General features: G+C 60.1%; 2 protein-coding genes and 2 pseudogenes. 3 read left to right on the top strand and 1 reads right to left on the bottom strand.

Going from position 1 to position 4,565, the window contains the following annotated elements:
• From Q0C28_RS17735 to topA, 3 genes and pseudogenes are all read left to right on the top strand, one after another.
• Positions 1–129, top strand: a pseudogene (locus Q0C28_RS17735) (IS630 family transposase); the annotation flags it as partial.
• Positions 130–170: 41 nt separating this feature from the next.
• Positions 171–1,487, top strand: coding sequence for a DNA-processing protein DprA (gene dprA / locus Q0C28_RS06300; RefSeq protein ID WP_293573892.1), 1,317 nt, complete (start codon positions 171–173; stop codon positions 1,485–1,487).
• Between the two features lie 169 nt (positions 1,488–1,656).
• Positions 1,657–4,359: a type I DNA topoisomerase gene (topA, locus tag Q0C28_RS06295; protein ID WP_293573890.1), complete on the top strand. Its 2,703-nt coding sequence runs from the start codon at positions 1,657–1,659 to the stop codon at positions 4,357–4,359.
• Positions 4,360–4,426: 67 nt separating this feature from the next.
• Here the strand turns inward: topA and Q0C28_RS06290 are convergent.
• Positions 4,427–4,565: pseudogene (locus tag Q0C28_RS06290) on the bottom strand (IS5/IS1182 family transposase); the annotation flags it as partial.

Raw genomic sequence — 4,565 nt, 5'->3', positions numbered from 1 at the left:
AAGCAATTCGCCGATGCGATCCTGAGATTCTTCCGCGAAACCATCCCCAAAGAGTGGAAAACATTCCGAGATCAGGTCTCAGACAACTTCAGGGTCATAACACACGAAAAATTTCGGGTTTTGGGGTGAGTGCGGTATAATCATAGTCCTGCAACAAGGCGGAGCGCAGGATGACCGAAGAAGCACATTCTTCCACTCACCCCCCACTCCCACCCACCACGGAAGATCTACGGATATCCTGCCTTCGTCTGTTGCGCTCAAGACGCGTTGGTCCGGTGACCTTCCACCGGCTGACCAACACACATGGGTCAGTGCAGAACGCACTGGCAGCGTTGCCCAAAATGGCACGCGCCGCTGGCATTAAAGGGTATGAAATATGCTCTGCCGATGCGGCAATCGCCGAAATTAAGGCCGCAGAAGCCGCCAATGCGCGGCTTTTGTGCTGTTTTGACCCCGACTATCCCGCCGCCCTGAAAGAGTTGCACGATGCCCCACCGGTGCTGTGGACCGTGGGCGACAGAGCGTTGTTGCAGCGGCCAACCGTGGCCATCGTTGGTGCGCGCAATGCCTCATCCCTCGGGGTGCGTATGGCCCGCGCGCTTGGGCGTGATCTGGCAGAGGCCGGATATACCGTCATATCGGGGCTGGCCCGCGGCATTGATACCGCGGCTCACACCGCAGCCCTGCCCGGGGGCACCTGCGCGGTCCTCGCTGGTGGCGTTGATGTGATCTATCCCTCACAAAACCTGAAATTGGCGCAGGATATCGCGGAAACCGGTCTGTTGCTGTCAGAGCAACCACCGGGCACCTCACCGCAGGCGCGCCATTTCCCCGCCCGCAATCGCATCATCGCCGGTGCAGCCCAGGCTGTCGTGGTGGTCGAAGGGGCGGCAAAATCCGGATCCCTGATCACCGCCCGTGATGCGCTGGATCTGGGGCGCGACGTGATGGCAGTGCCTGGCCACCCGTTTGACGCCAGAACCGCCGGTTGCAACATGCTGATCCGCGATGGCGCCGAATTGGTGCGGTCGGCTGACGATGTGATTGCTGCTCTTTCTGCCCAAAATGCGCATGCCCGCGAAATTGTATCGCCCCATGATGTGACACCGCACGCACCATCGCGCGCGCCGCAAATCTCAACAGCCTCGCACCAGCACGTGCCACATGATGACACCGGCCCGTCCAGCACCGCCAAGCCGCCCGCGCAGCACGATGCGAAACACCCGGCACTGCAGGACCTGCCGTCCCCGCCGCCGGAAAGCAGAACCCTGCAAGAAACCGCCGCTTTGCATCAGGACATTCTGGACCGGCTGGGCGCCTCGCCATTGGCAGAAGATCAATTGTCACGTGATCTGAATCTGCTGCCCCAACAGCTCTCTCCCGCTTTGACCGATCTGGAATTGACCGGCGCTGTCAGCCGTCAGCCGGGCGGTTTGCTGATCCGCGGGGACTTTGCCAACGCGCCGTCAGATGGCCGCAAAAACTGAATGGCCCCCAGACGTGCCTGTTAGATCCATTTAGCGGGGGTGATTCAGGCCCTGCCGAAAAGGCCGCAGGCGCAGAGCTGATATCGTGGATTGACAATCTCCCCTTGCGCCCCACATCTTGCCCCGCCATAGAGCGCCCGCAATCCGTCGCACAGAGGTTTACGTTTATATGCCAGTCGTTGTTGTCGAATCCCCGGCCAAAGCCAAGACAATTAATAAGTATCTTGGTTCTGACTACACAGTGCTGGCCTCTTACGGACACGTGCGTGATCTGCCCGCAAAAAACGGCTCGGTCGAACCGGATGACGATTTTGCAATGACCTGGGAGGTCGGCGCCGACAGCCGCAAACACGTCAAGGCGATTGCGGATGCATTGAAAGATGACAACGCCCTGATCCTCGCGACCGACCCCGATCGCGAAGGCGAAGCGATCAGCTGGCACCTGCAAGAGGCACTGACAAAGCGGCGGTCGATCAAAAAGGATACCGCTGTCAGCCGGGTGACCTTTAATGCGATCACCAAAGACGCCGTCGCCGAGGCGATGCGCAACCCACGGCAGGTCGACATGCCTCTGGTTGAGGCCTATCTGGCGCGGCGCGCGCTGGACTACCTCGTTGGGTTCAACCTGTCGCCTGTGTTGTGGCGCAAACTGCCGGGCGCGCGTTCGGCCGGGCGCGTCCAGTCGGTTTGCCTGCGTCTCATCGTCGAGCGTGAAACAGAAATCGAGGCGTTCAACCCGCGGGAATACTGGTCGGTCAAAGCGCAGCTGAGCACACCGCGCGGCCAAGAACTGGAAGCCCGGCTGACGGTTCTGGGGGGCGACAAGCTCGATAAATTTGATCTGGCGACATCCACCGCGGCGGAGCTGGCAGTTCAGGCCGTGGCCAGCCGTGAGCTGTCTGTCACCTCGGTCGAGGCCAAACCAGCCTCCCGCAACCCCTCTGCGCCCTTCATGACATCGACGTTGCAGCAGGAAGCCAGCCGCAAGTTCGGCATGGGGGCGCGCCAGACGATGAATGCGGCGCAGCGGCTCTATGAAGCCGGTCATATCACCTATATGCGGACCGACGGTATCGACATGGCGCCGGAGGCCGTGCAGGCCACGCGCGCCGAAATCGGCAGCCGCTATGGTGCAAACTACGTGCCGTCCAGTCCCCGCATCTACAAGAACAAGGCCAAGAATGCGCAGGAAGCGCATGAATGTATTCGCCCAACAGACATGAGCCGCGATGCAGCCAGCCTGAAGTTGAGCGAAGATGATCAGCGCAAGCTCTATGATCTGATCTGGAAACGCACCATCGCCTGCCAGATGGAAGGTGCCCGGATGGAGCGCACCACCGTCGACATCGGCTCGCCCGATCAACAGGTCGTGCTGCGTGCAACCGGTCAGGTGGTGCTGTTTGATGGCTTCATGCGCGTCTACGAGGAAGGCCGCGACGACGTTGCCGATGAGGATGACAAGCGCCTGCCCCAGGTGATGCAGGGCGACGCGATGAAATTTGCAGGCTCTCTGGCCGCACAGGCAGAGAAAGCCGGCAAAGACGCCTGTGTGCTGTCTGAAAACAGCGCGGTTCTGGCGCTGCAGCACCACACCCAGCCACCGCCACGCTACACCGAGGCGACGCTGGTGAAACGGATGGAAGAGCTGGGCATCGGTCGCCCCTCGACCTACGCCTCTGTCATCACCACGATCCAGGACCGCGAATATGTCCGCAAGGACAAGAACCGCTTGTTCCCCGAGGACAAGGGCCGGATCGTGACGATCTTCTTGCTGAATTTCTTCCGCACCTATGTGGGTTATGAATTCACCGCAAATCTGGAAAACCAGCTGGACGATGTCTCTGCCGGAGACCGCAACTACAAAGAGCTGCTGAACCAGTTCTGGCGCGATTTTTCCGCGGCGATTTCCGAAACCTCCGATCTGCGTATTGCCGAAGTGCTGGATGTTCTGGACGAGGCATTGGCCCCGCAGCTCTATCCGCCGCGCGAGGATGGCACCGACCCGCGCGTCTGCCCCAAATGCGGCGCGGGCCAATTGCACCTGAAAACCTCGCGCACCGGCGGCTTTGTCGGCTGCGGCAACTATCCCGAGTGCAACTACACCCGGCCGATTTCTGGTGAGGGTGCCGAGGGCTATGAACGCATTCTGGGGCAGGATCAGGGCGATGACATTCACCTGAAATCCGGCCGCTTCGGCCCCTATGTCCAGCGCGGCGAAGCCACGCCAGAGAACAAGAAACCCCCGCGTTCTTCGCTGCCGAAACAAGGGCGCGATTTCCTGCCCGGCTGGGGGCCCAATGACATCGTTCTGGAACAGGCCGTCACCTTGCTGACCCTGCCCCGCGATGTCGGCCAACATCCTGAAGGCGGGACAATCCAATCCAATCTCGGGCGCTTTGGGCCTTACATCGCGCACCAAAAACCGGACGAGGAAAAACCGGTATATGTTAACCTCAAGGAAACGCTGGATGTTTTTGAGATCGGCATGAACCGCGCGGTCGAAATGCTGGCGGAAAAGCGGGCGAACCCAGGCCGTGGTCGTGGTGCAGCGGCAAAAGCTCTGCGAGAGCTGGGCGAACACCCCGAAAGCGGCGGCGCGATCAGCATCATGGATGGCCGGTATGGGCCCTATGTGAAGTGGGAAAAGGTCAATGCCACTTTGCCCAAAGACGTCGATCCCAAGGATATCACCATCGAAACAGCCGTGAAGCTGATCGAGGAGAAGGCGGGCAAATCCGGCGCCAAGAAAAAGAAGGCCCCGGCAAAGAAAGCGGCTGCGAAAAAGACCACAGCCAAAAAGACGACGGCCAAGAAAACCACCGCAAAAAAAGCGGCCCCGAAGAAGAAGGCGGCGGACGCAGCAGACGGCTGATACCGAACGGTATCGGCCCGATCCTGCCGTTCAAATGCGTATCGATGGCGTCAGCGCCGGAGTGCTGCTAGGCAGCCGACTCATAAAACTCGATCCACAGTCTGACGGATGCCAGTTTGATCATCGACAGGAAATTGCGTGACGTCTTTTCGTATCGGGTTGCGATGCGACGGAACGAGGCTTTCAGCCTGCCAAAGAACCGCTCG

This window comes from Phaeobacter sp. (genome assembly GCF_022825805.1).
Taxonomy (GTDB): Bacteria; Pseudomonadota; Alphaproteobacteria; order Rhodobacterales; family Rhodobacteraceae; genus Phaeobacter.
Note: the sequence above shows the minus strand (reverse complement) of the source record. Positions and strands in the feature narration are given on the sequence as shown.